This window comes from Arthrobacter sp. NPDC058130 (assembly GCF_042884475.1).
GTDB lineage: Bacteria > Actinomycetota > Actinomycetes > Actinomycetales > Micrococcaceae > Arthrobacter.
In genome coordinates this window covers 21,984-44,734 of the sequence record NZ_JBHVTV010000001.1, presented here as the reverse complement: position 1 = coordinate 44,734, position 22,751 = coordinate 21,984, and the positions used below count along the sequence as shown (strand labels likewise).

Below are 22,751 nucleotides of genomic sequence, written 5' to 3'. Positions count from 1 at the left end.
TGCCGGTAAGCGTTTCGCTACGCCTGACGGCCGGTGGGATCCTCCGCCGTCGGATCCGCCAGCGCAAGGCCGCCCACGGGGCTGTCGTCCCAGTGGATGAGCTCCCAGCCGGTATCGGGATCGCCGTCCAGTGCCACGATTCCGGTATTGTCCAGCGCGTGTTTGATGGCAAAGTCCGGTTCGATGTTGCCCGCCCGCAGGCCGGCCCACACCCGGATGGCCGCGCCGTGGCTGACCACGGCTACGGATCCTGAGTTTCCCGCGCCGTTTTCCCGCGCCGCGATCTTGGCCATCGCGGCGTCATAGCGCTCGAAGAAGTCCCGGCCGCTGGGACCGGCCGGCATCCGGCGGTCCAGATCGCCGTCCGCCCAGGAAAAAATGGTGCCCATGTACCGCTTGTGCGATTCGTGGTCCGTCATCTTCTCCAGAGACCCGGCTTCGATCTCGTGAATGCCTTGGAGCACCTCGATTTCCAGCCCGTGCACGCGGGCGAGGGGCGCGGCCGTGATCTGCGTACGGATCAGGGTGGAGGCGTAGAGGGCATGGACCCGCTCGTTCGCCAGGGCACGGGACAACGCCTCGGCCTGGCGTTCGCCGAGTTCTGTCAGGCCGGGCCCCGGATGCGCCGTGTCCAGCTGGCCCAGAACATTGCCGGGCGTCTGGCCATGGCGGATGAGCAGGAGCCTCATTTGAGGTGGTCCACCAGCTGGTCGGCGATGCCCGTGTACTTGCCAGGGGTCAGGGCCAGCAGCCGGGCCTCGGCGTCGGCGGACAGGCCGAGCCCCTGGACGAATTCCTGCATCCGGGCAGCGTCCACGCGCTGCCCGCGGGTCAGGTCCTTGAGCCGCTCGTAGGGGTTCTCCATGCCTTCGACGCCGGCGATGGCCTCGGCGCGCATGACCATCTGGATGGCCTCGCCGAGGACTTCCCAGTTCGTGTCCAGGTCCGCGGCCAGCACCTCCTCGGCAACCTTGAGCCGGTCCAGGCCCTTGGCGACGTTCGAGATGGCGAGCAGCGAGTGGCCGAACGCCACGCCGATGTTGCGCTGCGAGGAGGAGTCGGTGAGGTCGCGCTGCCAGCGGGAGGTCACCAGGGTGGAGCCCAGCACGTCCAGCAGGCCGGAGGAGATCTCCAGGTTGGCCTCGGCGTTTTCGAAGCGGATCGGGTTCACCTTGTGCGGCATGGTCGAGGAACCGGTGGCGCCCGCCACCGGGATCTGCACGAAGTAGCCGATCGAGATGTAGCTCCAGATGTCGGTGCAGACGTTGTGCAGGATGCGGTTGAAACGCGCGACGTCGGCATAGAGTTCGGCCTGCCAGTCGTGGCTTTCGATTTGGGTGGTCAGCGGGTTCCAGGTCAGGCCGAGGCCTTCGACGAAGCCCTTGGAGACGTTTTCCCAGTCGGCGCCGGGGACGGAGGCAACGTGGGCCGCGTAGGTGCCGGTGGCGCCGTTGATCTTGCCGAGGTACTCGGTCCGGGCAATCCGGTCCAGCTGCCGGGTGAGGCGGTGCGCGAAGACGGCCAATTCCTTGCCCAGCGTGGTGGGAGTGGCGGGCTGGCCGTGGGTGCGGGAGAGCATCGGCACCGCGCGGTTGGCCTCGGCCATGGCGCTGATCTGCGCAACGAGGGCGCGGGCCGCGGGCAGCCACACGTCCTCCACGGCTCCCTTGACGCCCAGGGCGTAGGAGAGGTTGTTGATGTCCTCGGAGGTGCAGCCGAAGTGCACCATGGCGGTCAGGTGGTTGATGCCGATGCCGGGCAGGCGGCGGCCGATGTAGTACTCCACGGCCTTGACGTCGTGTACCGTGACAGCCTCGATCTCGGCCAGTTCGGTGACGGATGCGGCGTCGAACTCCGTGACAATCGCGCGCAGCTGCTGCTGCTGATCCGCCGTGAGCGGGCCGGCGCCGGGCAGGACGCTGTTGGCGGTCAGGTGGATCAGCCATTCAACCTCGACGGCGACCCGGTCGCGGTTCAGGGCCGCCTCGGAGAGGTAGTCCACCAGCGGCGCGACGGCGGACTGGTAGCGGCCATCCAGCGGGCCGAGCGCGATCTGGTGGTCGGACGCGGCGAGGGCCAGGCGTCCGGATGGCGTGCGGGTATCAGCTGTGGCGGCAGTTTCAGGCATGTGCCGATTCTTTCACGAAGTGCCGCCGGGCCTTAAGCGCACCTGTTCTTATGACAGTGCCGCATGAATTTCCCGGGCCGACGCCGACCGCCGTCCGGGGCGTTGTCCACATAGCGGGGCGGTGGGCTTCAGCCGGTCCTGGCCGCCCGTTAGCGTCGGGTCCATGAGTAGTGGGATGTCACCAAGTAGTGGGATGTCGCCGGGTAGTTGGATGTCACCAAGTAGTGGGATGTCGCCGGGTAGTTGGATGTCACCAAGTAGTGGGATGTCACCCGGACCGGCGGGCAGCGTTGCTGTTCTTGGCGTGACGGCCGCCGATGCCCTCGAGTGTGCTTCGCGCAGTTATGAAGTCCAGCAGCTCGCGGCGCGCGTCGCGAGGTGCGCCGATGAGGCGGACGGGGTGCTGGCCAACCTCTCGCGCCTGGAACTGCAGACGTGGCAGTCGCCGGCTGGCCGCGCTTACCGGCTGACGTTGTCCCTGCACGCGGCGGCGCTGCGCCGAAGCCGGGACTCCCTGCTCGACGCCGTGACAGTGGTGCTCCGGCATGCGCGGAACGTGACGCTTGCGGACCGGACCGGCCCCTGATGGCCGAGGTGACGCCTGCAGGCTCCGGCGGCACGCCCGGGGTTTCCGCGCCACCGGCCGACGGCAGCCTTCGCATCCGGGGCGGAATCGGAGGGGTGAGCTTCCAGTTCGAGGAACTGCTGGCGGGCGCCGCCGCACTGGACGGGCTGGTCCGGCAATTGCAATGGGTTGAAATCGAGGCCGACGCCGTCCGGCGCGCACTGTTCCCTTACCAGTCCGACTCCTATGCCAGCGGCAGCAACGCCATCATCGCCGTGGGGGAGGCCGGCCGGGATGTCGGCCGCGTCCGGTCAGAACTCCAGCGCATCGGAGACGACGTCCGTGCCAGCCACCGCGAGTACGAATATGCCGAGGCCCGGAATGCCCTGCTGCTGCGGATGGGACTGCACGGCCCGGAGTACGGCGCATCGCCGGTACCCTTCGCCCTGCCCGGGATGCGCGGCGCCGTTGAAGACTGGGTCGCCACGGCGCCCCGGAACCTCGCTGTGCTGCTTGGCCTGCCCTTGCCCCTGGCCGCCGTGGCCGGGGCAGTCAGCGGGCCCACTGATGTCCGCCGGCTGGTCCGGGACGCCTCGGACGCCCCGGGACTCGCGTTCCTCAAGCCCCGGCCCGTCGACATCGTGGGCCGGGAGACGTTTTCGGCCAACGTCGACCTCTCGCCGGCCGGGCTGCTGCGGCGGGCCGGAGCAGTGGGAGAACAGGGCGGCCGGATCGAGGTCATCAAGGCCGACGGCGGGGGCCGGCCCGCGTGGGTGGTGATCATTCCCGGGACGCAGCAGGGCACCCTGCCGGAAGGCACCAACCCCTTTGATCCAGCCGGAATCGCCGAGGCCCTGGGCTACGACTCGGCATCAACCGCCGACGCAATCCGTCAGGCCTTGCGGCAGGCGGGAGCCCAGGCCGGCGACCAGCTGGTGGCCGTCGGCTACAGCCAGGGTGGGATCCACGCGATGAATTTGAGCAAAGACCGCGCCGTCCTGGCCGAGTACGATCTCAAGTTTGTGCTGACCGCGGGTTCTCCGGTTGGCGGCATCAACCCGGAGCCGGGAATCCGCAGCCTGCACCTGGAACATGAGCAGGACTGGGTGCCCGGGGCAGACGGGCTGGCCAATCCGGATACCAGGGACCGGGTGACCGTGACCCTCACGAACCCGCTGGCCATTCCGGCTCTTACGGACTTCGGTCTGGGGCCAGGGCACCGGCTGGAGAATTATGCCGACGGGGCCGCCCTCATTTCGGCGAGCCGGGACAACACGCTGCGGGACTCCACGGCGGCCCTGGCGGCAGTCGTCGGGACAGGAGGGACGGCGACGGTGACCCGGTTTTCGTTCCGGCGCGAGGGCCGGCCGGCGCAGCGGGAAACGCGCGCAACCCCGGGACAGCGTGACGGCCCGGGGGAGTCTAGCGATCGAGGGCGGGAAGGAAGCTGGCCACGAGGGACACCACGCTGATGATGATGGCGGCGAAAACCGCGGTCCAGAAGAACGAGTCGATGGTGAAGTGCACAGTGGTGTAGCTGCTGATCCAGGACGTCAGGTAGAGCATGGCAGCGTTGATGACCACCGTGAACAGGCCCAGGGTGAGGATGGTGATCGGAAGAGACAGGATGCTCACGATGGGCTTGACGAAGGCATTGACAAGGCCAAAGATCAAGCCGATGAACAGGTAGCCCAGCACAACGTTGATGGTGCCGTCGCCCTGGGTCGAAATATCCAGGCCGGTGAGGATCCAGCAGGCGATTGCCAAGGCCAGCCCGTTGATGATGACTCGTACGATGAATGAGCGCATGGCCCCATGCTGTCATACGCCCGGCCGCAGCGGCAGGGACCATCACCCCCCAGCAGCGCAACGGCATCCCGCCACAGCGGCGGCGACCCGAAGTAGGCTAGTGGGCATGACTTCATCAGAGAACCCGGCCGGGGGCATCAGGCCCCGTCCGGTGGTAGACCTCCTGCCCCGCTATGCGGCAGGCAAACCGCCCGTCCCCGTGGAGGGCCTGGTCAGCTACAAGCTTTCCTCGAACGAAAACCCGCTGCCCCCGATCCCTGCAGTGCAGCAGGCCATCGCGGCGCAGACTGACTTCAACCGGTATCCCGACCCGCTGAGCAGCAAGCTGCGTGAATCGCTCGCCCGCTTCCTGGATGTTCCCGCCGAGGACATCGTCACGGGTGCCGGCAGCCTCGGCGCCTTGAACCAGCTGCTGACTACTTTCGCCGGCCAGAACGACGACGGCAAAGCCGACGAAGTCATTTACGCGTGGCGCTCGTTCGAGGCCTACCCGATCTGCGTCGGGCTGGCGGGCGCCGAGAGCGTCCGCATCCCGCTGACAGCCGACGGGCGGCATGACCTGGAGGCCATGGCCGCCGCAGTTACCGCGCGGACCAGGATGATCCTGCTGTGCACGCCCAACAACCCGACCGGCCCCATCCTGACGTCTGAGGAAACGGAGCGCTTCATCAAGGCCGTTCCCGCCGACGTCGTGGTGGTCATCGATGAGGCCTACCAGGAATTTGTGCGGGCCGATGACGCTGTGGACGGCATCGCGATGTACCGCAAGTACCCCAACGTCGTGGTCCTCCGGACGTTTTCGAAGGCGCACGGCCTCGCAGGACTCCGCGTGGGCTACAGCGTCTCCCGACCGGAACTGACACAGCACCTGCGGGTCGCCGCCACACCCTTCGCGGTGTCCCAAATCGCCGAAACGGCTGCGGTCACCTCACTCGACCACTTCGCCGATGTTGTAGAAAGGGTACAAAGCCTGGTTGACGAGCGGGACCGGGTCACGGCCGGACTGCGGGAACTCGGATGGTTCATTCCGGAGGCCCAAGGCAATTTCGTCTGGCTCAACCTGGGCGCGAACAGTGCGGAATTCGCCGCCCTGGCGGCGGAACGGGCGCTGTCCGTGCGTGCCTTCGGCGACGAGGGCGTGCGGGTCAGCATCGGCGAAGCGGAGGCCAACACCCGGTTCCTGGAGCTCTGTGCGATCTATACAAAACCGCCACGGCGTTCCTAGCGCTTAACATGACGGGTCCTGGCCGCCCCGTGCGGATAAAGTAAGGACGAGTAAGCCAAAATATATGCCGGATGCGGAATGTATTCCCAGCCCGGCATATATCCCAGCGATTGCGGCGCATTCGGATGCGGCAAGCAAGGAGACGGTATGGGCGCCACACATCTGCCCTCTACCGAGTTCGACGGAACCGAGATGGATGACCAGCTCGAGGCGGAAGCCGAGGCCCAACTGGGCGCCCCGGCCGAGCCGATGGTGCAGCTGCTGGGCCCCGACGGCACCCTGGGCTCTGATCCGGTTTTCTCGAAGTACGCCGAAAGGCTCGATCCGGGCACGCTGCGCGGTTTCTATGCAGACATGGCCAAGATCCGCCGCTTCGACGTGGAAGCCACCGCCCTGCAGCGGCAGGGCCAGCTGGCCCTGTGGGTTCCGCTCACGGGCCAGGAGGCTGCCCAGATCGGCTCCGGCCGGGCCAGCCAGCCGCAGGACTACATCTTTCCGACCTACCGCGAGCACGGCGTGGCCCTTACCCGCAATGTGGACCTGGCCGAGTTGCTGCGTCAGTTCCGGGGCGTCTCCAACGGCGGTTGGAACCCGAAGGACACGAACTTCCACGTCTACACGCTGGTCCTGGCCGCCCAGACCCCGCACGCCGTCGGCTACGCCATGGGCATCCAGCGGGACCAGAAGCTGGCGGCAGCCAACGCGATCGCCAGTGGTGAAACGGGACAGGCCGCGGAGCCGAAGGCCGCCGTCATGGTCTACTTCGGCGACGGCGCCAGCTCCGAAGGGGACGTCCACGAATCCATGGTGTTCGCCTCGTCCTACCAGGCGCCCGTGGTCTTCTTCTGCCAGAACAACCACTGGGCCATCTCCGTGCCGACTTCAGTGCAGACGCGCATCCCGCTCGCCAACCGCGCCAAGGGCTACGGCTTCCCCGGCATCCGGGTGGACGGCAATGACGTGATCGCCGTGCACGCCGTCACGGAGTGGGCGCTGGAGCAGGCCCGCGAAGGCAACGGTCCCGTGCTGATCGAGGCGTTCACCTACCGCGTCGGGGCGCACACGACGGCCGATGACCCCACCAAGTACCGTGAATCCGCCGAGGAAACCGTGTGGCGGGCCAAGGATCCGCTGGAACGCCTGGAAAAGTACCTCCGCGCCGAGGGCCTCGCGGACGACGCCTTCTTCGAGAAGGTCAGGGCCGACGGCGACGAGCTCGCCGCCTATGTCCGCAAGACCACCCACGACCTGGAAACCCCGGACATCCGGACCGCCTTCGCCAACACGTACGTGGAGGCGCACCCGCTGGTGGCCGAGGAGCTGGCCTGGTTCGAGGAATACAGCGCAGGGTTCGCCGACCAGGCGGAACCCGCCGGAGCAGAGACAGGGGCCCAGTAATGACCACCATGACCATTGCGAAGGCCATCAACGAGGGCCTGCGCGCGACGCTGAACAACAACCCCCGCTCGCTGCTCATGGGCGAGGACATCGGAGCCCTCGGCGGCGTCTACCGCGTCACGGACGGGCTGATCGCCGAATTCGGCGCCGACCGCGTGGTGGATACCCCGCTGGCCGAATCCGGCATCATCGGCACTGCGATCGGACTTTCCCTGCGCGGCTACCAGCCGGTCTGCGAGATCCAGTTCGACGGCTTCGTGTTCCCCGGGTTCAACCAGATCACCACCCAGCTGGCCAAGATGCACTCGCGCAGCAACGGCAACCTGACCGTTCCGGTCGTCATCCGCATCCCGTACGGCGGCGGCATCGGCTCGATCGAGCACCACTCCGAATCGCCGGAGGCGCTGTTCGCCCACACGGCCGGCCTGCGCATCATCACGCCGTCCAACCCGCACGATGCCTACTGGATGATCCAGCAGGCCGTCGACTGCCAGGATCCCGTGATCGTCTTCGAGCCCAAGCGCCGCTACTGGCTCCGGGGCGAGGTGGACACCGAGACCCCCGGCGCGTCCGCGGACCCCTTCAAAGCGCATGTGCTCCGCGAGGGAACCGACGCCACCGTCGTCGTCTACGGGCCGCTGGTGCCCGTGGCCCTCGCTGCGGCTGAGGCCGCCGCCGAGGACGGCCACAGCGTCGAGGTAATCGACCTCCGTTCCATCTCGCCGATCGACTTCGACACCGTCACGGCGTCGGTTCGGAAGACCGGCCGGCTGATCGTGGCCCACGAGGCCCCCACGTTCGGCGGCATCGGCGGCGAAATTGCCGCCCGGATCAGCGAACGGGCATTCCACTCGCTGGAGGCCCCCGTCATCCGTGTCGGCGGATTCCACATGCCCTATCCCGTGGCCAAGGTCGAAGAAGACTACCTGCCGGACATCGACCGCATCCTTGAGGCGCTCGACCGCGCCCTGGCGTACTGACGAGGACCCATGACGCTCAATAAGTTCAACCTTCCCGACGTCGGCGAAGGGCTGACGGAGGCCGAAATCGTCGCCTGGAAGGTCAAGGCCGGCGATACCGTTGCCATCAACGACGTCCTGTGCGAGATCGAGACGGCCAAGTCCCTGGTGGAACTGCCCTCACCGTTCGCGGGGACTGTCACGGAGCTGCTGGTTTCCGAGGGAGTCACGGTGGAAGTCGGCACGCCGATCATCAGCGTGAGCGACGCCGCCGAAGCCCCGGCACCTGAGGCCCCCTCACCTGCCGCCCCAGCATCCGAAGCCCCGGCTCCGACTGTCGCAGCACCCATGTACGGCACCCTGCCGGCCGACACGTCCGATGCCGGCGAGGCAGCCGGCCGCCCGGCCGCGGGTCCGCTGGTGGGATCCGGCCCCAAGGCCGACGCCGTCAAGCGCCGCCGGCGGATCTCCGCCCCGCCGGCCCAAGCAGGCTCCAGTGCAGCCGCCCCGGCGGCCGAGCCTAAAGAAGCCCAGGACACCTGGACCGGCCCGGCCGGCGAGACGGCCGCCGTCGGCCGCCCAACTGGCGAGACCGCCGACGTGACCGCCGTTCCGACCACTGCGGCATCGGCCGGCGCTGCCGACGCCTTTGACCTGCGCCCCACCTTGGGCGGCGCCATCAGCGGCCTGGTCGGCAAGGTGCTGGCCAAGCCGCCGGTCCGCAAGATCGCCCGGGACCTCGGGATCAACCTGGCCGACGTCGTACCCACCGGAGCCCGCGGCGAGGTGACCCGCGAGGACCTGGTGAGCTACCAGGCCCAGCGCGACGCCGAGGTGGACCAGGCGGACTCGTTCTGGGGCAAATCCGGCCGCCCGCAGGACCAGCGGATCGAACGCATCCCGGTCAAGGGGGTCCGCAAGGCCACCGCAAAGGCCATGGTGGAATCGGCATTCTCAGCACCGCACGTCAGCATCTTTGTGGACGTCGACGCCAGCCGCACCATGGAATTCGTCAAGCGCCTGAAGGCCTCCCGCGACTTCGAAGGCGTCAGGGTCTCCCCGCTGCTGATCCTGGCCAAGGCAGTCATCTGGGCCGCGGCGCGAAACCCGAGCGTCAACGCGACCTGGGTGGACAACCCGGACGGCAGCGATTCCGCGGAGATCCACGTCAAGCACTTCATGAACCTGGGCATCGCCGCAGCCACGCCCCGCGGCCTGATGGTGCCGAACATCAAGAACGCCCAGGACCTCTCGCTCAAGCAGTTGGCCCTGGCCCTGAACGAGCTCGCCACCACGGCGCGGGCCGGCAAGACCCAGCCCGCCCAGATGCGGGGCGGCACGCTCACCGTGACCAACATCGGCGCCCTTGGGATCGACACCGGCACGCCGATCATCAACCCGGGCGAGGTCGCGATCGTGGCGTTCGGCACCATCAAGCAAAAGCCCTGGGTCCTGGACGGCGAAGTCATTCCGCGCTGGATCACAACCCTCGGCGGCTCCTTCGACCACCGCGTGGTGGACGGGGACCTCTCGGCCCGATTCATGGCCGACGTCGCCGCCATCCTCGAAGAGCCGGCACTGCTACTGGACTAAACAGCCGGGCCAGCCGGGAAACCAGCCGGAAACGACGGAACCCCGCCGCTGAACGAGTCAGCGGCGGGGTTCTGCCTTTGTCAGGCGGGTCTGTTTCCGGCGGGCCCGTGTCAGACCGGGTCTGGTCGGGCCGACTGGCCGGGCCGGCTCAGTTTCCCGAGTAGGCGGCCAGCACCTGGGCCATCGCGGGATCGCCGCTCAAACTGGCCAGGGCCGCGGAGGCGGCAAACATCAGGCCCGCGAGTCCTACGCTGCACGCGCTGATCCCGGTGAGGAATTTCCAGTCCTCGCGGAGCACGCTGCGGACGGTGTCGGGCATGCGCAGGCCCGGCGCAATCAGGTTGGGGGCGCTGTCGGTTGAGCCGTCATCCAGGAACGCCACAACGCGCCCGGCACCGCGGTCCACGCGCATGGCACTGATGTGGTTGCCGTGACGGGCCAGCAGGATGTCGTGGCCAACCAGTTGGCGGCGCTGAAGAGTGAGCATTGGGGTTCCCTCGGTAGGTGGGGTTTGTGGATGTCCGCACCATCGCAGGGCACTTCCCATTTTACCGAGCCGCTCCGGCCCGGGAATCAAAACGGTGGTGAAGCTGCCCACGGGGCCGGGTGATCCTCGTCAAGTCGGAACACAGCCAAGTCCGAACACAGCCAAGCCCGCGCACAGCCAAGTCAGCGCCATCCTGTCCCGGAGCCGCACCACGGCACTAGAGTGGCACCAGCCGCCGACAGCCCGGGCGGACGCGGATCAAAGGAGATGTTGCGTGTTTTCAAGCCCGTACCCCGACGTCGATGTTCCCAGTCTCAGCATTTACGACTACCTCTTCGGCAGCCTGGCGGAGGAGGACCTGGACCGGGTCGCCGTCGTCGACGGTGCCAGCGGTGCGGAAACCACGTACCGTACGCTCCGCGGGCAGATTGATGCCCTGGCCGGTGCGGTGGCCGCCCAGGGCCTCGGCGTGAACGGCGTGGCGGCCATCCTGTGTCCCAACATCCCCGCCTTTGCCACCGTCTTCCACGGCCTGCTGCGGGCGGGCGCCACGGTCACCACCATCAATTCGCTGTACACGGCGGACGAGATCGCCAACCAGCTCACCGACGCCGGTGCGGACTGGCTGTTCACGGTCTCGGCGCTGCTGCCCGCCGCCCGGGAGGCAGCCGAAACGACGGGGATCCCGGCGTCGCGGCTCGTGGTGCTCGACGGCGCCGACGGCCACCCCGCGCTGGCCGACCTGCTCGCCGCAGGCGCCCCGGCGCCGAGCGTCTCGTTCGATCCCGCTACCCATGTGGCCGTGCTGCCCTACTCGTCCGGCACCACCGGCAGGCCGAAGGGCGTCATGCTCAGCCACCGAAACCTGGTCGCCAACGTGGAACAGTCCCGGGGACTGCTCGACGTCGGTCCCGAGGACCGGCTGATGGCGCTGCTTCCGTTCTTCCACATCTACGGGCTGACCGTCCTGCTGAACCTCGCACTGCGCCAGCGGGCCAGGCTCGTCACCATGCCCAGGTTTGATCTGCCCGAGTTCCTGCGGATCATCCAGGACCACCGGTGCAGCTACCTGTTCATCGCGCCTCCCGTGGCCGTGGCGCTGGCCAAGCACCCGCTGGTTGCCGAGTACGACCTCACCTCGGTGCACACCACGCTCTCCGGCGCCGCGCCACTGGACGGGGAGCTGGGCAGCCGCCTGGCCGAACGCCTCGACTGCCGGGTGCTGCAGGGCTACGGCATGACAGAGATGAGCCCGGTATCGCACCTCATTCCGCGCGACGTCCGTGACGTCCCCGTCAGTTCGGTCGGATACACCGTGCCAAACATGCAGTGCCGCCTGGTGGACCCGGCCACGGGGGAGGACATCCCCGTTCCGGCAGAGGGAACCAGCGCGCCGGGGCACCTGTTGTGCCGCGGGCCGAACGTGATGCTCGGCTACCTGAACCGGCCGCAGGAAACCGCGGACGCCCTGGACGCGGACGGCTTCCTGGAGACCGGGGACATCGCCATGGTGCGGGCGGACGGCGTTGTGACGATCGTGGACCGGCTCAAAGAACTGATCAAGTACAAGGGCTACCAGATCGCCCCGGCGGAGCTTGAGGCGCTGCTCCTCACCCACCCCGGGATCGCCGACTCGGCGGTGATCGGATTCCTCGACGCCGACGGCCAGGAAGTGCCCAAGGCGTTCGTGGTGCGCCAGCCCGGCGCGGACGGCGACGCCTTGGACCTGGAGGCTGTCATGGCCTTCGTGGCGGCCAAGGTGGCGCCGTTCAAGAAGATCCGCCGCGTGGAGTTTATCGAGGCCGTGCCGAAGTCCGCCTCAGGAAAGATCCTGCGGCGGATGCTCAAGGTCGCCGAGCCGGCCGCGGCGCCAGACCCGGTGCCCGGCGCCGCGCCGGGGAAGCTGTAGTGCCCTAGCCGACGTCGGTCTTGGCGATGTAGACGTCGCAGGGGGCGTTGTGGGCCACACTGTTCGCAACGCTCCCCAGGACGCGGCCGATCCCGGACATGCGGCGGTTGCCGACCACAATCATCCGTGCCCCGGTCCGTTCGGCTTCGCGGATCAGGGCCTCGGCGGGCTTGCCCCGCGCGGCGGCGTAGGTGACATTGGCGTCCGGGCGGCGCAGGCTGTCCGCGACCGTCCGCGCGACCTTCTCCGCGTTGCCGGCGTCCGAAACGATCCACTGGTCACTGCCGCTGCCGAAGACCTCGGTCCTGTCGCTGTCAAAGGCGCTCACCACGTGAAGTGTCGCCCCCACGGATGCTGCGAGGTCGCGGGCAGTGTGCGCCGCCCGCAGGGCAGTCTCACTGCCGTCGACGCCGACAACGATAATTCCGGTCATGGACCGCTCCCTCTGTCGTTGGGTATTGCCGTTCAATGAGCCCTGCCGGTCTTCACGCTACCGGTCTTCGCGCCAAGGCTCGTCACGCTACAGGTCTTGACGCTACAGCGCAGCCACTGCTTCCCGCAGGACCGGCGCGAGTCGCCGCACTCCTTCGCGGATCGATTCCGGCGGCACCGCGCTGAACGCCAGCCGGATCTTGTTCGAGGTGTCGTCCGAGGACGTAAAGGCCGCTCCCGGGATGAAGACGACGCCGGCATCGATCGCCTTTTTCAGCAACGGGTACGTGTCCACGCCGTCGGGCAGGGTGACCCACACGAAGAAGCCGCCGTCGGGGCGTGTCCAGCTCAGTCCGTCCGGCATGTATTCGGCCAGGGCGGCAAGCATGGCCTCGCAGCGTTCCTTGTAGAGCCCGCGGTACGTCTGGATCTGGCCGAGCCAGTCATAGTCACGCAGATAGGCCGAAACCAGCATCTGGTTCAGCGTCGGCGGACACAGGGTGACGGCTTCGGACGCCAGGTAGTAGCGGCGCTGCAGGTGGGCTGGAACGAGGGCCCAGCCGATCCGCAGGCCCGGGGCGAAGATCTTGGAAAAGGACCCCATGTAGATGACGTCATCCGGATTGGCTGCCCGCAAGGGTGTCAGCGGCTTGCCGTCGAAGCGCAGCAGGCCGTACGGGTTGTCCTCCAGCACCAGAATATTCGCGTGTCGGCATATATCCACCACCGACTGCCGGCGTTCTGCGGACAGGGTGATCCCGGACGGGTTGTTGAAGCTGGGGATTGTGTAGAGGAACTTGATGTTCCTGCCGGCGGTCTGCAGGGCGGCGATCTTGGCCTCGAGGAGATCCGGAATGATCCCGTCGTCGTCCATCGGCACGGCCTGGGCTTCCACCTGGTAGGCCTCGAACGTGTTGAGGGCGCCCACATAGGTGGGATCCTCCACGAGGACCACGTCCCCGGGGTTGCAGAAGACCTTGGTGGCCACATCCTGGGCGGACTGCGAGCCGGCCGTGATCACGATGTTCGCGGGGTCGGCGTCCAGGATCCCTTCGGCTGCCATCACCTCGCAGATCTGGGCACGGAGTTCCTCGGTGCCCTGGCCGCTGCCATACTGCAGGGCGGTCATGCCCTGTTCGGCGATGATCTTCGCGGCCGTCTGGCCAAGTCGTTCCAGCGGCAGGGACTGCAGGTAGGGGCTTCCGCCGGCGAGGGAAACGAGGCCGGGGCGCATCGAGATGTCGAAAACGTCCCGGACTGCCGACTGCTTGATATTTGCTGCGCGCTCCGAGAACAGGATCTCGTGGCGGTGGGCGGACGTAGCCGCACGTTCGATTGCGTCAATGGCCTCGGCCGGAAGTACTGCTGCGGCGGCATCAAGTGTTTCGTGGGTCACATTCCCAAGGATACTACCCATGTTGCCCGGGGGAAAACGATTGTTGTCAGATGCGCGCACGCGGGCCCAAGGCGCAGGACCAAGCCCAAGGCTGGCCGGAATCCGAGAGGCCCCCGGCAGCTGCATGCTGCCGGGGGCCATCTGGGTGTTGCGGGGTGGAGCGGTGCGCGGGGGGCCTAGGCCGCTTCGGCGGTGCGGGCCTCGGCCAGCGCGTCGAACACGCCCTTGATCTGCTCGACAACTTCGGCGTCGTCCTTCGGGTGGACCTCGGCGAAGCGGACCATCGAGCCGGGAACCGCCAGCTTGACGTCCTCTAGGACCTGGGCGCCGGCGATGCCGACGGCCTTGCGGGCTTCGTCCTGGGCCCACACGCCGCCGAACTGGCCAAAGGCGGTCCCGACAACAGCGGTGGGCTTGCCGGACAGGGCGCCGGCGCCGAACGGGCGGGACAGCCAGTCGATCGCGTTCTTGAGGGAGGCCGGGACGGTGCCGTTGTGTTCCGGGGTGACCAGCAGGATGGTGTTGGCGTCGTTGGCGGCAGCGCGCAGGGCGGCGGCCGCCGCGGGAACCTGGCCCTCGACGTCGATGTCCTCGTTGTAGAACGGGATGTTGCCCAGGCTCTCGTGAATGACCACGTCCACCTGTTCGGGGGCATTGAGCTGGATGGCCTCGGCCAGCTGCAGGTTGGTGGAACCGGCGCGAAGGCTGCCGACGAGGGTGAGGATGGTCTTCTTGGACATGTGTACTCCTGTGCATCACGCCGCTGGATGGTTCCGGCGGCTGGCGGATCGTGGAGGCTTGGGGGGCCTTCACCCATGCTAAACGGACTGTGGTCCGGTTATATTCCGGGGCGCTAGAATCAGCGGTGTGAGCCTCATCCCGATCCGTCCCGGTGCCCAGCCCGGGGGTGGGCGCGCCGCCACGCCCGCCGCAGACTCCGGCCGCCGTGACGCGGTGCGCAACAGGGAGCTCCTGCTCTGCGCCGCCCGGGAAATCGTTGAGGAATCCAGCGTCGACGCGCTCACCATGGACCGGCTGGCGCAGCGCGCCGGGGTCGGCAAGGGGACGGTCTTCCGGCGGTTCGGCAGCCGCGCGGGGTTGATGGTGGCGCTCCTGAGTGACGCGGAGGCCGAATTCCAGGGCCGGTTCATGTTCGGTCCGCCTCCGGTGGGTCCCGGCGCGCCGCCCCTGGAGCGGCTGATCGCCGTCGGTGCAGCCCGCATCGCCTGGACCCTGGAGTTCGGGGAGCTGGCACGGGCGGCCGACGCCTCGGCCTACAACAGGTTCGACGTCCCGCCGGCCGTCCTCTGGCACCGGCACCTTGAGATGCTGCTGCGCGAAGCCGGCGTGACGGCGGACCCGTGGCTCATGGCGTCGGCCCTCGGGGCCGCCCTGGAGCCTGAACTCCTGCTCCATTCCGTCGGCGTGCACGGGATTGCGCCCGAGCGGCTCACGGAAAACTGGCGGGAGCTCGTCACGCGAGTGGTGGGCGGGCCAGGCCGTCGAGGTTGATCGGCTCGGGTTTGATCTCGCTCACAGCGGTAGCCTAGGCATCATGAGCAACGATTCAGCGACCGACCAAACAAGTGGGCCCATCCGCACCGCCGTCGCCGGTTTCGGCCTCTCCGGCAGCGTCTTCCACGCGCCGTTCATCGCCGCAAATGCCGCCTATTCGCTGGATGCCATCTCCACATCCGACGTCGGCAGGCAGTCTGCCGCCGCGGAAAGCTACCCTGCGGCCCGGATCGTCGACACTCCGGCCGGACTCCTGGAGCTCGCCGGTGAACTGGACCTGCTGGTGCTCGGCACGCCGCCGGCCACGCACCATCCGCTCGCGAAAGCCGCGCTGGAAGCCGGGCTCGACGTCGTCGTCGACAAGCCGTTCGCCGTCAGCAGCGCCGAGGGGCGGGAACTCATTGACCTCGCGGCCGGGCTGGGACGGGTGCTCACCGTGTTCCAGAACCGGCGCTGGGACGGCGATTACCTCACGGTCCGCGGACTGCTGGACAGCGGCGTCTTTGGCACCGTGGCCCGCTTTGAGTCCCGCTTTGAACGGTGGTCGCCGGACGTCCCCAAGGCGTGGAAGGCGGCCGCCACTGCGGGCGACGGCGGCGGCGTGCTGTTTGACCTCGGCACCCACCTGCTGGACCAGGCGGTGCAGCTCTTTGGCCCGGCCACGGTCGTGCACGCGGAACTGGCGGCCCGGCGGCCCGGAAGCAAGGCTGACGACGACGTCTTCGTGGCCCTGCAGCACAGTTCCGGGGTGATCAGCCACCTGTGGATGAACATGCTGTGCGCCCAGCAGGGGCCGCGCTACCGCATCCTGGGCAGCGACGGCGGCTTCACCAAGCACGGCGTGGACCCGCAGGAGCCCTACATTGTGGCCGGCGGCAGCCCGCTGGATGCCGGGTACGGCGTCGAGGACCCGGACTGGGCTGGGCTGCTGGGGCGCGACGGGCACCTGGACCGGCTGCCCACCGAACGCGGCGCCTACCCGGAGTTCTACCGGATTCTCGCGGCAAAGATCGCCGACGGCGGTGCCGGCTCGGCGCTGCCCGTCCCGGTCGACCCCGCGGGCCCGGTTGAGGTGCTGCGGCTGATCGAACAGGCCCGGGCCCTGGCCGAACGCGCTTAGCCAGCCTTAAACAGCAATCGGCTGCTCCGTAAGTGCCGTTCTGGGGGTCCAAAAGGGCGGTTACGCAGCAGCCGATGCTAACTCCGCAGGGTTACGCGGAGACCAGCTCGTGCCAGTCGGCGACGAGGGGCAGGTTGTGCGCCTCGGAGACCGAGCGGTGGGCAACCTTGCCGCCGGCGATGTTCAGGCCGGAGGCCAGTGCGGGGTCGCGGTCGAAGGCGGCCTTGACACCCAGATTGGCCAGGGACACCGCGTAGCGCAGGGTGACGTTGGTCAGCGCGTACGTGGAGGTGTTCGGGACGGCGCCGGGCATGTTGGCGACGCAGTAGAAGATCGTGTTGTGGACCTTGTACGTCGGTTCCTGGTGCGTGGTGGGGTGGGTGTCCTCGAAGCAGCCGCCCTGGTCCACGGCGATGTCCACCAGCACGGAGCCGGGCTTCATCCGGGACACGAGCTCGTTGGTGACGAGCTTCGGGGCCTTGGCGCCGGGGATGAGGACCGAACCGATGACGAGGTCGGCGTCGACCACGGACTTCTCGATCTCGTACGTGTTGGACGCGACCGTCTTCAGGCGGCCCTGGTACTGGGCGTCCAGCTCGCGGAGGCGGTTGATGTTGATGTCCAGGATGGTGACGTCGGCGCCCAGGCCCAGGGCCATGGCGGCGGCGTTGGTGCCGGCAACGCCAGCGCCCAGGACAACAACCTTGGCCGGACGGACGCCCGGGACGCCGCCGAGCAGCACGCCCTTGCCGCCGGCAGGGGCCATCAGGGAGGTGGCGCCCACCTGCACGGACAGGCGGCCGGCAACCTCGGACATCGGAGCCAGCAGCGGCAGGGTCCGGCCTTCCTGGACGGTCTCGTAGGCGATGGCGGTGACGCCGGAGTTGATCAGCTCCTGGGTCAGTTCAGGCTCGGCGGCCAGGTGCAGGTAGGTGAAGAGGATCAGGCCCTTGCGGAAGCGGTGGTATTCGGCCTTGACCGGCTCCTTGACCTTCATCACCATGTCGGCGCGGCCCCAGACGTCGTCGGCCTCGGCGACGATCTCGGCGCCGGCGATCGCGTATTCCTCGTCCGTGATGCCGGAACCCAGGCCCGCGCCGCGCTCGACGAGGACCACGTGGCCGTTGGTGCGGAATTCGTGGACGCCAGCTGCTGTGATGGCGACGCGGAACTCGTTGTTCTTGATCTCTTTGGGTACACCGATGATCATTTGTTGGCTCCAGTAGTGAGGGCCTCGTGGGCCGGGATGAGCGGGGGATTTCGTACTTCCAGAATAAATCCCGCTGTGAGGCACGCGACAGGAGCGGCCGACGGGTGCAGCGCGCCCGCCGCGTGATTCCGGGGTTTCTCAAATCCGGGGATAGACATTTGTCGATCGAGCGGGCGTCAGGTGTCGGCTGGTGTCCGTCGCCGAATGCATTCGCAGTGCGGCGGGGCGGGCAGTAGTCTGGCAGGATGCAGCAGCAGGACGTGGAGCAGCTCGTGGAGCAGGTGGCGCAACGGCTGGGCCGCGGACTCTCCCTCGAGGACCTCGACGGTTTGCTGCTCGCCTACAGCTCCAACCAATCGCACGCCGACCGTGTCCGGGTGAACTTCTTGCTCAGCAAGCGGGTCCCCGTGGACGTCATCGCCTGGCAGCTCTCCCACGGGATTGCGACGGCGGTCCGGCCGGTCGTGGTCCCGGCCAATGCGGATCTCGGCATGCTGGGCCGTGTGTGCGTGCCGCTGCTGGTGCGGGGCTTCCGGGTGGGGTACCTGTGGGTCCAACTCGACGCCGAGGAGCCAAGCGCCGCGACCGTCCTGTCCCAGCTGCAGGACGTGGCGCCGGAGCTGGAACAGCTCTCCTTCCTGCTGCTGGATTCCAATACGGCCGAGTCCGAGTTCCGCCGCCGCCGCGAACAGGAATTCCTGGCCGCCTGCGCCGGTGAGGCCAACGCTGTGGCGGCCGTGGCGGGCTGGAAAGAGGTCCAGGGCAAGGGGCCCTGGCAGCTGGTGACCGTCCTGGATGCAGACGGCTGGGCCGGCGGCTCGGACCCCATCGCCGACACCCTCATTCACCGCTCCGCCGCGCTGCAGGCCACCATCGGCGTGGACGCCGCACTTTTCAGCGCCGGCACCGAAACCCACGCGGTGGTGCTCTTCAAGGAATCCACGGGACGCGCGGACCATGCCCAGGTGCTGGTCCACTACCAGCTGGAACTCGCCAAGCGCTCCGGGCGCACTGTCCGGCGGATCATCCTGGGCACGAGTGAGGGATTCGCGAAGCCACGCGAACTCGCCGAGGCCTACCGGCAATCACGGCAGGCGGCCCAGGCCGCGGCGGTGGATCCGCAGTTGGGCGAACTGGTTGACTGCCGGGCCACCGGCGTCTACCAGCTCCTGGCCTCGGCAGGCGGCGGGGCGGGAGCCTGGGCGGACGCGGGATCCGTGTATTTCCGCATCCTCGAGGACCATGACCGCAACCGCGAGCTGCTGCCCGTGCTGGAGCTGTTCTATGACAACGACGGCTCAGTCCAGGAAGTCGCGACCAAGCTGCACCTGCACCGGAGCAGCATCTACAACCGGCTCGGCCGGATCCGCCAGTTGCTGGGCGTTGACCCGCTGAAGGGAATGGTGCGGCTGGAACTTCATGCTGCGCTCAAGGCGCGGCGCTGGGCGGGCCGGCCTCGGATTTAGGGTTCAGCCTTCGCGCTTGGAGGAGTCCGTGTCGAGGGCCAGTCCGGTGTCGGAGCCCGCCTCAGGCCCGGTGCCGGCCCTGCGGACGGCGTCGCGGTGGCGGGAAATCCGGCTGTCCACCCACAGCGACACCGCAACAAAAGCGACGCCGCTGGCCAAATACGTGGCGGTATTGTTCAGGCCCATGGCGGTTCCGAGGATGCCAGCGAGCAGCATCGCGGCGATGCCTGCCATGATGTGCCACCCTCTGAATTTACCCACAAAGCAAGCTTAACCCGCGGCATATCAGTGTTTCCGCGCAAGCGAGCGATCGTTGCTTGATCCTTATCACTGCGTCATGAAGCATCTGTTCGCTAGTCATTTTTGGTCGCCAGCCATTTTTGGTCGCTAGTCATTTGGGCCTTCGTCCTGGCTGCCCGGCGCGGCGCCCGGACCGATCTTCTTTTGCGTCTCGAGCCAGGCCATGACGTCGGCCAGCCGGATCCGCCGGTGCGTCCCCCGGTATTCGACCGGGATTTCGCCGCGGTCAGTCATGTTCCGCAGGTACGTGTGCGAGATCCCCGCCAGCTCCGCTGCCCGGGACGTCGTCAGCATCTCCTCGACGCTGCTGACGGTAACCGCCTCACCGCGGCTGAAGCGGCCCAGCAGGTCGACGACGGCGTCCCTCGCCGCGGGCGGCAGCCGGTGGACGGTGCCGTCAACAAATACGGTGATGTCGTGGCCGCCGTCGAGGGCGTACTTGAGTTTCTGCGCGTCCTCGGCCGGGAGGCCGGCCGTCACCCGGGGAGCTATCAGTGCCATGAGTGCATCCTAGCGGCTCGTGTTCTGGCGGCCGCGGCGAAGCGGATGGGTCCGCCGGCGGGCCCGCCGGTGGCACCAATGGTTACAGCCCCAGGTCCTCCAGCACCGGCAGCTTTGCCCGGACCCAGGCCCGGGCATCGGTAGCGCTCGGCGCGGAGAGGGCCAGCTTGGCCAGCTCCTGCGCTTCGGCCAGGGTGACGGTCTTCAGCACGGCTGCGACGGCCGCGATGGAACGCGCCGTCATGGACAGTGTGGTGACACCAAGCCCGGTGAGGACGACGGCGAGGGCCGGGTCCGCCGCAGCCTCGCCACACACGCCCACGGGCTTGTTGTGGCCCTCGGCCGCCGAACCTTCCACTGTCAGGCCCACGAGCCGCAGCACGGCCGGCTGCCAGGGGGTGTTCAGGGCGGCCAGCGGGCCGAGCTGGCGGTCGGCGGCCATGGCGTACTGGGTGAGGTCGTTGGTGCCCAGGCTGGCGAAGCCGACTTCGCGGAGGATGGACTCTGCCGTGAGCGCGGCCGAGGGGACCTCCACCATGACGCCGGGGGTCTTGATTCCTGCCGCGGCGCACAGGGACGCGAAACGGGCTGCTTCCTCGGCTGTGGAAATCATCGGGGCCATCACCCAGACGTCGGCCTCGGATGCCTTCTCGGCCAGGGCGATCGCCTGCAGCTGGCGCTCCAGGACGCCGGGCGTGGTGAAGTCGGTCCGGTACCCGCGGACGCCCAGGGCCGGGTTGGGCTCGGTGGCGTCGGTCAGGAACGGCAGCGGCTTGTCCGCACCGGCGTCGAGGGTGCGGAGCACCACCTTCTTGCCCGGGAAGGCGTCAAAAACGCCCTGGTACGCGGCGGCCTGTTCCTCCACGGTCGGCTCGGTGTCACGCTCCAGGAAACAGAACTCGGTCCGGAACAGCCCGACGCCCTGGGCGTTCAGGCCGGCCGCCTTGACGGCGTCCTTGGCGCCGCCGACGTTGGCGAGCAGCGGAACGAGGTGGCCGTCCGCCGTCGTGCCCGTCCCGTCAAAGGCCGCCAGCAGCGACGCCGTGGCGGCCCAGTGGGCGGCGGCCGCGCGCTGGGATTCCTCAGGGTCCGCGGTGATGAGGCCGGCCGCGCCGTCCACGTACACCTCGGTGCCGTCGGCGAGCTCGTCCACTCCGGCAGCGGCCACGACGGCGGGCAGGCCCAGCGAGCGGGCGATGATGGCCGTGTGGGACTGCGGGCCGCCGCCGGCGGTGACCAGGGCAAGGACCTTTTCCGGATCCAGGGTGGCGGTATCGGCCGGGGCCAGGTCCTCGGCGACGAGGATGAACGGGGTGGCGGAGACGGGAATGCCCGGCGCGGGAACCCCGCGCAGTTCCGCCACGATCCGGGCCCGGACGTCCAGGACGTCCGTGGCACGTTCGGCCATGTAGCCGCCCAGATTGTGCAGCATTTCCGAGACGGAGGCGCCGGCCTCCCAGATCGCCCGCTGCCCGGAGGTGCCGCGGCCGATCAGTTTGGCGGCGGACTTGAGCAGCATGGTGTCGGTGGCCATGAGGGCCGTGGCCTCCAGTACGGCCTTGCCGTCGCCGGTGACGGTCTCGGAGCGGGCCTTGAGTTCGTCGTGGACGGACTTCGCGGCGGCCTTCAGGGCCGCCGTCGCCTCTTCCGCCGTGATGCCGGCGGGAAGCTGCTCTCCGGCGGGCGGTTCGCTGATCGGTTTGGGCATCTGCCGGATGGTGCCGATGATGCGGCCGGGGCTGACGCCTACTCCTGGGAAGTTCTGCACTGAAGGTCCTCATTCTCTGTCGTAGGCCAGTGGCCAGTAAGCCGGTAAGCCAGGTGCCGCCAATGACCCTGCTGATCATGGCTGACCGCGGCTGACGGCTACGTCAACGGGCGGGTCACGGCACCTGCAAAAATTGTATGTGATGCAGTTCATATAGCGTTGCTATAGGTGCTAGGGTAGCGGTTATGAGTATCGATGGCCAGCTACCACCCAAGGCCCGGCTGCTGCGCGCGGCCGCCGAGCTGCTGGCCAACTCGGGCGGATCCGCGGTCTCGACCCGCCAGATCACACAACTGGCCGGTGTTACCGCACCGACCCTCTACCACCACTTTGGTGACAAAGAAGGGCTGTTCGACGCCGTCGTCGCAGCAGGTTTTGACGAATATGTCGCGGGCGAACGTGACTTCGCGCCCTCTGGCCAACCGCTGGAGGACATCCGCAGGATGTGGGACAACCACGTCCAGTTCGGGCTGAAACAGCCGGAACTGTACCTCGTCATGTTTGGCAATATCCGCCCTGAGAGCCGGCCGGCGATCGTCGCCGATGCCGAGGCCCTCATGGAGGAGATGCTCAACAAGGCGGCAGTCGCCGGCCAGCTCAACGTCCCGCCCAAAGAGGCGGCCAGGTCCATTCTGGCGGCCAACGTGGGCGTGACCCTCATGCTGATCGCGGAAAAGGTGCCGGAGCGAAACCTCGAACTCTCCGCCATGACCCGCGACGCCATGATCTTTGCCGTTTCCACCGAGCAGGCCCAGGACAACGGCCCTGATGACAGCGGAAAATCCTCCGTGGTTGTGGCGGCAATCGCATTGAACGCAGCACTCCAGGCGTCCCACTCGGACCAGCTCTCCAGCTCGGAACTCAAGCTCTTCCTCGAGTGGCTCCACCGGATCTCCACCAGCTCCACCAGCTAGCTCGGCGAAATTATCGGACCATCCTGCAAAGCAGCGGGAATGACGGTTAGGAACTC

22 protein-coding genes are annotated in these 22,751 nt (G+C 67.9%); 11 read left to right on the top strand and 11 right to left on the bottom strand.

All coding sequences use genetic code 11. The features are described 5' to 3' along the window. Positions 1-17: 17 nt before the first annotated feature. The gene (locus ACFVTM_RS00220) at positions 18-689 is read right to left on the bottom strand and encodes a histidine phosphatase family protein (protein ID WP_390201314.1); all 672 of its coding nucleotides are present in this window, start codon (positions 687-689) and stop codon (positions 18-20) included. Then, a complete protein-coding gene (gene purB / locus ACFVTM_RS00215; RefSeq protein WP_390201313.1) occupies positions 686-2,128 on the bottom strand; it encodes an adenylosuccinate lyase in 1,443 nt (480 codons plus the stop codon). Before purB ends, ACFVTM_RS00220 begins: the two co-directional genes overlap by 4 nt. Positions 2,129-2,393: 265 nt before the next feature. Between purB and ACFVTM_RS00210 the strand changes: the two genes are divergently transcribed. After that, positions 2,394-2,714, top strand: coding sequence for a hypothetical protein (locus ACFVTM_RS00210; protein WP_390201312.1), 321 nt, complete (start codon positions 2,394-2,396; stop codon positions 2,712-2,714). Between the two features lie 95 nt (positions 2,715-2,809). Continuing rightward, entirely contained in the window at positions 2,810-4,165 is a 1,356-nt protein-coding gene (locus ACFVTM_RS00205) for a hypothetical protein (protein ID WP_390201311.1), read from the top strand. Here ACFVTM_RS00205 and ACFVTM_RS00200 read toward each other — a convergent pair. Further along, the gene (locus tag ACFVTM_RS00200; RefSeq protein WP_390201310.1) at positions 4,116-4,502 is read right to left on the bottom strand and encodes a phage holin family protein; all 387 of its coding nucleotides are present in this window, start codon (positions 4,500-4,502) and stop codon (positions 4,116-4,118) included. The genes ACFVTM_RS00205 and ACFVTM_RS00200 overlap by 50 nt on opposite strands. 106 nt (positions 4,503-4,608) lie before the next feature. Here ACFVTM_RS00200 and ACFVTM_RS00195 point away from each other — a divergent pair, with 106 nt between their 5' ends. From ACFVTM_RS00195 to ACFVTM_RS00180, 4 genes are all read left to right on the top strand, one after another. Continuing rightward, positions 4,609-5,727: a histidinol-phosphate transaminase gene (locus tag ACFVTM_RS00195; RefSeq protein WP_390201309.1), complete on the top strand. Its 1,119-nt coding sequence runs from the start codon at positions 4,609-4,611 to the stop codon at positions 5,725-5,727. A 147-nt stretch (positions 5,728-5,874) separates the two neighbouring features. Further along, positions 5,875-7,125 (top strand): pyruvate dehydrogenase (acetyl-transferring) E1 component subunit alpha, encoded by a 1,251-nt coding sequence (gene pdhA / locus ACFVTM_RS00190; RefSeq protein WP_390201308.1) that lies wholly within the window; start codon positions 5,875-5,877, stop codon positions 7,123-7,125. After that, complete coding sequence (locus ACFVTM_RS00185; RefSeq protein ID WP_390201307.1) at positions 7,125-8,105, top strand: alpha-ketoacid dehydrogenase subunit beta; 981 nt, start codon at positions 7,125-7,127, stop codon at positions 8,103-8,105. Before pdhA ends, ACFVTM_RS00185 begins: the two co-directional genes overlap by 1 nt. 9 nt (positions 8,106-8,114) lie before the next feature. Next, positions 8,115-9,677 (top strand): dihydrolipoamide acetyltransferase family protein, encoded by a 1,563-nt coding sequence (locus ACFVTM_RS00180; protein ID WP_390201306.1) that lies wholly within the window; start codon positions 8,115-8,117, stop codon positions 9,675-9,677. A gap of 148 nt (positions 9,678-9,825) precedes the next feature. Here the strand turns inward: ACFVTM_RS00180 and ACFVTM_RS00175 are convergent, their stop codons facing one another. Continuing rightward, complete coding sequence (locus tag ACFVTM_RS00175) at positions 9,826-10,164, bottom strand: hypothetical protein (protein ID WP_390201305.1); 339 nt, start codon at positions 10,162-10,164, stop codon at positions 9,826-9,828. A 274-nt stretch (positions 10,165-10,438) separates the two neighbouring features. Here ACFVTM_RS00175 and ACFVTM_RS00170 point away from each other — a divergent pair, with 274 nt between their 5' ends. Beyond that, positions 10,439-12,073 (top strand): AMP-binding protein, encoded by a 1,635-nt coding sequence (locus ACFVTM_RS00170; RefSeq protein ID WP_390201304.1) that lies wholly within the window; start codon positions 10,439-10,441, stop codon positions 12,071-12,073. Positions 12,074-12,077: 4 nt separating this feature from the next. Here the strand turns inward: ACFVTM_RS00170 and ACFVTM_RS00165 are convergent, their stop codons facing one another. The 3 genes from ACFVTM_RS00165 to ACFVTM_RS00155 all read right to left on the bottom strand — a co-directional run bounded on the left by ACFVTM_RS00165 (position 12,078) and on the right by ACFVTM_RS00155 (position 14,641). Continuing rightward, positions 12,078-12,506, bottom strand: coding sequence for a universal stress protein (locus tag ACFVTM_RS00165; protein WP_390201303.1), 429 nt, complete (start codon positions 12,504-12,506; stop codon positions 12,078-12,080). Between the two features lie 102 nt (positions 12,507-12,608). Then, positions 12,609-13,901, bottom strand: a complete 1,293-nt coding sequence (locus ACFVTM_RS00160) for a PLP-dependent aminotransferase family protein (RefSeq protein ID WP_390201301.1) — start codon at positions 13,899-13,901, stop codon at positions 12,609-12,611. Between the two features lie 176 nt (positions 13,902-14,077). Further along, complete coding sequence (locus tag ACFVTM_RS00155) at positions 14,078-14,641, bottom strand: NAD(P)H-dependent oxidoreductase (RefSeq protein WP_390201300.1); 564 nt, start codon at positions 14,639-14,641, stop codon at positions 14,078-14,080. A gap of 127 nt (positions 14,642-14,768) precedes the next feature. On the opposite strand from ACFVTM_RS00155, the gene ACFVTM_RS00150 reads away from it, so the two are divergent. Both ACFVTM_RS00150 and ACFVTM_RS00145 read left to right on the top strand, forming a co-directional pair. Further along, positions 14,769-15,413 carry a TetR/AcrR family transcriptional regulator gene (locus ACFVTM_RS00150; RefSeq protein WP_390201298.1) on the top strand — a complete coding sequence of 215 codons (645 nt, stop codon included), beginning with the start codon at positions 14,769-14,771 and terminating at the stop codon, positions 15,411-15,413. A gap of 43 nt (positions 15,414-15,456) precedes the next feature. After that, positions 15,457-16,536, top strand: coding sequence for a Gfo/Idh/MocA family oxidoreductase (locus tag ACFVTM_RS00145; protein ID WP_390201297.1), 1,080 nt, complete (start codon positions 15,457-15,459; stop codon positions 16,534-16,536). A gap of 91 nt (positions 16,537-16,627) precedes the next feature. Here ACFVTM_RS00145 and ald read toward each other — a convergent pair whose 3' ends face one another. Next, positions 16,628-17,746: an alanine dehydrogenase gene (gene ald / locus ACFVTM_RS00140; protein ID WP_390201296.1), complete on the bottom strand. Its 1,119-nt coding sequence runs from the start codon at positions 17,744-17,746 to the stop codon at positions 16,628-16,630. Between the two features lie 245 nt (positions 17,747-17,991). On the opposite strand from ald, the gene ACFVTM_RS00135 reads away from it, so the two are divergent. After that, entirely contained in the window at positions 17,992-19,212 is a 1,221-nt protein-coding gene (locus ACFVTM_RS00135) for a PucR family transcriptional regulator (RefSeq protein WP_390201295.1), read from the top strand. Positions 19,213-19,215: 3 nt separating this feature from the next. Here ACFVTM_RS00135 and ACFVTM_RS00130 read toward each other — a convergent pair whose 3' ends face one another. From ACFVTM_RS00130 to ptsP, 3 genes are all read right to left on the bottom strand, one after another. After that, entirely contained in the window at positions 19,216-19,446 is a 231-nt protein-coding gene (locus ACFVTM_RS00130) for a hypothetical protein (RefSeq protein ID WP_390201293.1), read from the bottom strand. Between the two features lie 153 nt (positions 19,447-19,599). After that, positions 19,600-20,013 (bottom strand): helix-turn-helix domain-containing protein, encoded by a 414-nt coding sequence (locus tag ACFVTM_RS00125; RefSeq protein WP_390201292.1) that lies wholly within the window; start codon positions 20,011-20,013, stop codon positions 19,600-19,602. A gap of 82 nt (positions 20,014-20,095) precedes the next feature. Continuing rightward, the gene (ptsP, locus tag ACFVTM_RS00120) at positions 20,096-21,781 is read right to left on the bottom strand and encodes a phosphoenolpyruvate--protein phosphotransferase (protein ID WP_390201290.1); all 1,686 of its coding nucleotides are present in this window, start codon (positions 21,779-21,781) and stop codon (positions 20,096-20,098) included. 185 nt (positions 21,782-21,966) lie between these two features. Between ptsP and ACFVTM_RS00115 the strand changes: the two genes are divergently transcribed. Continuing rightward, the gene (locus ACFVTM_RS00115) at positions 21,967-22,695 is read left to right on the top strand and encodes a TetR/AcrR family transcriptional regulator (RefSeq protein ID WP_390201289.1); all 729 of its coding nucleotides are present in this window, start codon (positions 21,967-21,969) and stop codon (positions 22,693-22,695) included. Positions 22,696-22,751: the final 56 nt, after the last annotated feature.

Excerpts from the sequence above, each read along its gene's own strand:
- ACFVTM_RS00180 (WP_390201306.1), top strand. The coding sequence starts at position 8,115 with ATGACGCTCAATAAGTTCAACCTTCCCGACGTCGGCGAAGGGCTGACG.
- ACFVTM_RS00145 (WP_390201297.1), top strand. The coding sequence starts at position 15,457 with ATGAGCAACGATTCAGCGACCGACCAAACAAGTGGGCCCATCCGCACC.
- ACFVTM_RS00220 (WP_390201314.1), bottom strand. The coding sequence starts at position 689 with ATGAGGCTCCTGCTCATCCGCCATGGCCAGACGCCCGGCAATGTTCTG.
- ACFVTM_RS00210 (WP_390201312.1), top strand. The coding sequence starts at position 2,394 with ATGTCACCCGGACCGGCGGGCAGCGTTGCTGTTCTTGGCGTGACGGCC.
- ACFVTM_RS00200 (WP_390201310.1), bottom strand. The coding sequence starts at position 4,502 with ATGCGCTCATTCATCGTACGAGTCATCATCAACGGGCTGGCCTTGGCA.
- pdhA (WP_390201308.1), top strand. The coding sequence starts at position 5,875 with ATGGGCGCCACACATCTGCCCTCTACCGAGTTCGACGGAACCGAGATG.
- purB (WP_390201313.1), bottom strand. The coding sequence starts at position 2,128 with ATGCCTGAAACTGCCGCCACAGCTGATACCCGCACGCCATCCGGACGC.
- ACFVTM_RS00135 (WP_390201295.1), top strand. The coding sequence starts at position 17,992 with ATGCAGCAGCAGGACGTGGAGCAGCTCGTGGAGCAGGTGGCGCAACGG.
- ACFVTM_RS00185 (WP_390201307.1), top strand. The coding sequence starts at position 7,125 with ATGACCACCATGACCATTGCGAAGGCCATCAACGAGGGCCTGCGCGCG.
- ald (WP_390201296.1), bottom strand. The coding sequence starts at position 17,746 with ATGATCATCGGTGTACCCAAAGAGATCAAGAACAACGAGTTCCGCGTC.
- ACFVTM_RS00130 (WP_390201293.1), bottom strand. The coding sequence starts at position 19,446 with ATGGCAGGCATCGCCGCGATGCTGCTCGCTGGCATCCTCGGAACCGCC.
- ACFVTM_RS00115 (WP_390201289.1), top strand. The coding sequence starts at position 21,967 with ATGAGTATCGATGGCCAGCTACCACCCAAGGCCCGGCTGCTGCGCGCG.
- ACFVTM_RS00195 (WP_390201309.1), top strand. The coding sequence starts at position 4,609 with ATGACTTCATCAGAGAACCCGGCCGGGGGCATCAGGCCCCGTCCGGTG.
- ACFVTM_RS00125 (WP_390201292.1), bottom strand. The coding sequence starts at position 20,013 with ATGGCACTGATAGCTCCCCGGGTGACGGCCGGCCTCCCGGCCGAGGAC.
- ACFVTM_RS00165 (WP_390201303.1), bottom strand. The coding sequence starts at position 12,506 with ATGACCGGAATTATCGTTGTCGGCGTCGACGGCAGTGAGACTGCCCTG.
- ACFVTM_RS00175 (WP_390201305.1), bottom strand. The coding sequence starts at position 10,164 with ATGCTCACTCTTCAGCGCCGCCAACTGGTTGGCCACGACATCCTGCTG.
- ACFVTM_RS00155 (WP_390201300.1), bottom strand. The coding sequence starts at position 14,641 with ATGTCCAAGAAGACCATCCTCACCCTCGTCGGCAGCCTTCGCGCCGGT.